The 4,542-nt window shown below is 67.9% G+C and carries 5 protein-coding genes; 3 read left to right on the top strand and 2 right to left on the bottom strand.

All coding sequences use genetic code 11. The annotated features are described in order from the left end of the window. Nucleotides 1–45 precede the first annotated feature (45 nt). Both HKK72_RS36295 and HKK72_RS36290 read right to left on the bottom strand, forming a co-directional pair. On the bottom strand, nucleotides 46–345 hold the full coding sequence (locus HKK72_RS36295) for a sulfurtransferase TusA family protein (protein WP_187238920.1): 300 nt from the start codon (nucleotides 343–345) through the stop codon (nucleotides 46–48). Beyond that, a complete protein-coding gene (locus HKK72_RS36290; RefSeq protein ID WP_187238919.1) occupies nucleotides 342–1,475 on the bottom strand; it encodes a cysteine desulfurase family protein in 1,134 nt (377 codons plus the stop codon). Before HKK72_RS36290 ends, HKK72_RS36295 begins: the two co-directional genes overlap by 4 nt. A gap of 260 nt (nucleotides 1,476–1,735) precedes the next feature. Here HKK72_RS36290 and coxB point away from each other — a divergent pair, with 260 nt between their 5' ends. The 3 genes from coxB to HKK72_RS36275 form a co-directional block, all read left to right on the top strand. Beyond that, nucleotides 1,736–2,482, top strand: coding sequence for a cytochrome c oxidase subunit II (coxB, locus tag HKK72_RS36285; RefSeq protein WP_261987542.1), 747 nt, complete (start codon nucleotides 1,736–1,738; stop codon nucleotides 2,480–2,482). Nucleotides 2,483–2,526: 44 nt separating this feature from the next. Continuing rightward, nucleotides 2,527–4,146: a cytochrome c oxidase subunit I gene (ctaD, locus tag HKK72_RS36280; protein WP_187238918.1), complete on the top strand. Its 1,620-nt coding sequence runs from the start codon at nucleotides 2,527–2,529 to the stop codon at nucleotides 4,144–4,146. Nucleotides 4,147–4,148: 2 nt separating this feature from the next. After that, nucleotides 4,149–4,542 (top strand): cytochrome c oxidase subunit 4 (locus HKK72_RS36275; RefSeq protein WP_187238917.1); only part of this gene is annotated, 394 nt, incomplete at its 3' end.

Here is a 4,542-nt window from a genome sequence, read left to right as displayed (position 1 = left end):
GGCGCGTCAAACGCCCGCGAGCCGCGCGAGCGGAGCGAGTGCCATTCAGTACGTGCGGCGGATGTGGAAGGCCCAGCCTCGGGGGAGGATCTCCTCGCGGACGAAGTCCTGGGACTTCATGCGGCACCAGGCGGGGACGTCGGTGCGTGCCGCCACGTCGTCGGCCTTGACGGCGACGATCTCGCCGATGGGCACTTCCCTGATCCGCTCGGCCAGCAGGATGATCGGGATCGGGCACTTGCGCCCGAGCGCGTCGATGATGAGGATCGGCGCCGGTCCGGCGGGGACGGGGGGCGGGGGCGTCGCGGGCGTCTGCGCGCTACGCGTACGGCGTCTGAAGCTCATGAGATCACTCCGGCGGCACGGCGTAGGCGAATGATGGCAGCGGGAAGCACCGAAAGGAACTCGTCCACGTCGGTGGATTTTGTTCCCCGCGGCAGCGATACCCGGACGTTCCCGTGGGTAATCACTCCCATCGCCTCCAAAACGTGGCTAGGACGCAGCGTATCCGCCGTACAGGAGCTACCGGAGGACACCGCGAAACCTCGCCGGTCGAGTTCGGTGATCAATGCCTCACCCTCGACGTAGAGGCAGGAGAACGTGACCAGGTGCGGGAGTCGCCGCACGGGGTCGCCGACGATGTCGACATCGGGAACGAGCCGGGGCACGCGCTCTCGGATCCGCTCGATCAGGGCGGAGAGCCGCGGCCCGTCGGTCGCCCGCTCTCGCCGGCAGGCCTCGAGCGCCGCGGCGGCCGCCACGGCGGCGGGGACGTTCTCGAATCCGGGGACGTGCCGTCCCTCACGCTCGTCCTCGGGCAGCGGGGAGCGCCAGCGCGTGTGCTTGCGGATCACCAGTACGCCGACGCCGGCCGGCCCGCCCCATTTGTGGGCGCTCGCCGCGAGCAGCGACCAGCCCTCGGGGATGTCCGCGCGACCGGCCGACTGGGCCGCGTCGACGAACAGCGGCACCTCGGCGGCCCGGCAGATCTCGGCGATCTCGGCGACCGGCTGCACCGTGCCTACCTCGTGATTGGCCGACTGCAGGCAGGCCAGCGCCGTGTCGGGCCGCAGCGCCGCGGCGAACGCGGCGGGATCGACCCGGCCGGTGCGGTCGACTCCGACCGTGCTGACCTCGCCGCCGTCGCGTTCGTGCGTCGCGGCCGTGTGCAGGACGCTGGAGTGCTCCACCGCGCTGACCACCAGGTGCCGGCCGGCCCGGCGCCGGGCCCGCAGGGCGCCCAGCATGGCCAGATGGACGGCCTGGGTGCCGGAGGAGGTGAAGAACACCTCGTCCGGACGGGCACCGAGGACCGCCGCGATCCGGGCCCGGGCGCGATCGAGGAGCATCCTGGACTGCCGGCCGGGCCCGTACAGGCGGGCCGGGTCGGCCCATCCCGCGTCGAGCGCCTCCAAGAGCTCCGCACGGGCCGCGGGGTGCAGCGGCTCGGTCGACGCCGCGTCGAAAAAGGGCACGACACGAGCCTAACGGGACCCCGGACGGTACTACTCAGACCTGCGCGCTAACCTGTGCTGCACATGTAGGAGAAGTGACCTGACCGCCCGGGGTGCCGGGCTTTCGTCTGTGGGGAAGGCATTCTGTGAGTCCGACCCGCTATTGGTGGGCCCTGAGCAGCCGGTTCCGTTCGCGCGTGGCATCCGAGCCACGCCCTGCGACCGGAGTTGCTCGGCGTCCCACCGGGAAGCGGCGTGCGCCCGCGCGAGGGCGACGCGCGTTGACCAGCGCCGGAGCGCTGGCACTGGTTGCGATGACCGCCACCGCGTGCAGCGGTGAGGCGGCCCGCCTGGGCATGCCAGAGCCGATCAGCGAGCAGGGCGAGCGAGTCCTGACGCTGTGGCAGGGCTCGTGGGTGGCGGCCCTGGTGACGGGCGCGCTCGTCTGGGGCCTGATCATTTGGGCGGTGCTGTTCCACCGCAAGCGCTCGGATGAGTTGCCGCCGCAGGTGCGCTACAACCTGCCCATCGAGATGCTCTATACGGCCGTGCCCTTTGTGATCATTGCGGTGCTCTTCTATTTCACCGCGAGGGACGAGACGTACCTCGAGAAGACGACCAAGAACCCCGCCGTGGTCGTCGACGTCACGGCGTTCCAGTGGAGCTGGCAGTTCGACTACCCACAGCACAACGTCAGCATCATCGGCTCGCCTGCGGCCCCCGACGACAATCCGGGCAACAAGCCAGTCCTCGTCGTTCCGACGGGTGAGACGGTGCGGTTCAACCTGCACGCACGCGATGTCATCCATTCGTTCTGGGTGCCGGCGCTCCTCTACAAGAAGGACGTCATGCCCGGGTACAACAACCGGTTCGAGGTCAAGCTGACCAAGACGGGCACCTACGAGGGCCGGTGCGCTGAACTGTGCGGTGTCGACCACAGCCGGATGCTGTTCCAGCTGAAGGTCGTGACGCCCGCCGAGTTCCAGCAGTTCATCAACTCCAAGAAGGCAGCGGGGGGCACTCAGTGACCGCGACCACGCACCCCACGGTCGCGCCGGCGGCTGTGCCGCGGATGAGCAAGGGACGCCTCGTCGTGTCCTGGATGTCGTCCACGGACCACAAGGTGATCGGTTACCTGTACCTGATCACCTCGTTCGTGTTCTTCCTGATCGGCGGCGTCATGGCGCTGATCATGCGGGCCGAGCTCTGGGAGCCGGGCCTGCAGGTAACGAGCAACGAGCAGTTCAACCAGCTGTTCACCATGCACGGCACGATCATGCTGCTGATGTTCGCGACCCCGCTGTTCGCGGGTTTCGCCAACGTGATCATGCCGCTGCAGATCGGCTCGCCCGACGTCGCGTTCCCGCGCATGAACATGCTGGCGTTCTGGTTCTTCCTGTTCGGCAGCCTCATCGTGCTCAGCGGGTTCCTCACCCCGGGCGGCGCCGCGAGCTTCGGCTGGTTCGCCTACGCGCCGCTGTCGGACGCGGTCCGCTCACCCGGCATCGGCGGGGACCTGTGGATCCTCGGGCTCACCCTCTCCGGCTTCGGCACGATCATGGGTGGCGTCAACTTCGTCACCACGATCTTCTGCATGCGGGCGCCGGGCATGACGATGTTCCGGATGCCGATCTTCACCTGGAACATCCTGCTCACCAGCGTGCTCGTCCTGATGGCGTTCCCCGTGCTGGCCGCCGCGCTCCTCGCGCTCGAGGCCGACCGCAAGTTCGGCGCGCACATCTTCGACGCCGCGCACGGAGGCGCCCTCCTCTGGCAGCACCTGTTCTGGTTCTTCGGCCATCCGGAGGTCTATATCGTCGCGTTGCCGTTCTTCGGCATCGTGACCGAGATCCTGCCGGTGTTCAGCCGCAAGCCGATCTTCGGTTACATCGGCCTGGTCGGCGCGACGATCGCCATCGCCGGTCTGTCGATCACCGTGTGGGCGCACCACATGTTCCCGACCGGCCAGGTGCTGCTGCCGTTCTTCTCCTTCATGACGTTCCTCATCGCGGTGCCCACCGGAGTGAAGTTCTTCAACTGGGTCGGCACGATATGGCGAGGGCAACTGACGTTCGAGTCGCCGATGCTGTTCTCTCTCGGCTTCCTGGTGACGTTCCTGTTCGGTGGCCTGACCGGTGTCATCCTGGCCTCGCCCCCGCTGAACTTCCCGGTCAGCGACTCCTACTTCGTGGTGGCGCACTTCCACTACGTGCTGTTCGGCACCGTGGTGTTCGCGATGTTCGCGGGCTTCTACTTCTGGTGGCCGAAGATGACCGGGAAGATGCTGAACGACAGGCTCGGCAAGGTGCACTTCTGGGTGCTCTTCGTCGGCTTCCACACCACCTTCCTGGTGCAGCACTGGCTGGGCGCCGAGGGCATGCCGCGCCGGTACGCGAACTATGCCGAGGAGTTCACCGGCCTCAACATGGTCTCGACGGTCGGGGCCTTCCTGCTGGGCGTCTCGATGCTGCCGTTCTTCTACAACGTCTACATCACGGCGAAGAAGGGCGAGAAGGTCACCGTCGACGACCCATGGGGCTACGGAGGCTCGCTGGAATGGGCGACGTCGTGCCCGCCGCCGCGGCACAACTTCACCTCGATCCCGCGGATCCGCTCCCCGCGGCCCGCGTTCGACCTGCACCACCCACACGACGCGGGCAAGGCTGAGCTGCCCGCCGGGGCGGAGGGATAAGCATGCGCGTTCAGGCGTACATGTTCTACGGCTGCGCGGTGTTCTTCCTCGCCGCCGACGTCGTCTACTGGCTCTGGTCGGGCGACTGGACCGGCACGACGGCGATGGCGCTGGCGGTCGGACTGGCCGGCCTGGTCGGGTTCTACATCCACTTCACGATCCGGCGGCTGGAGAAGGCCAACGCGGGTCCCCTGCCGGAGGACGACCGCGAGGGTGAGATCGCCGATGCCGCCGGCGAGCTGGGTTTCTTCAGCCCGCACAGCTGGTGGCCGCTCTTCCTGGCGCTGTCGGCCGCCGCGGTGACCCTCGGCCTGGTGTTCGGCTGGTGGCTGTTCATCATCGGTGTCGCCGCGGTTCTCATGAGCGCCGTGGGCCTGGTCTTCGAGTACTACCGCG

The organism is Actinomadura sp. HBU206391, assembly GCF_014323665.1.
In the GTDB taxonomy this organism is placed as follows: domain Bacteria; phylum Actinomycetota; class Actinomycetes; order Streptosporangiales; family Streptosporangiaceae; genus Actinomadura_C.
The sequence above is the reverse complement of the archived record's forward strand: the minus strand, read 5'-3'. Positions and strand labels throughout refer to the sequence as shown.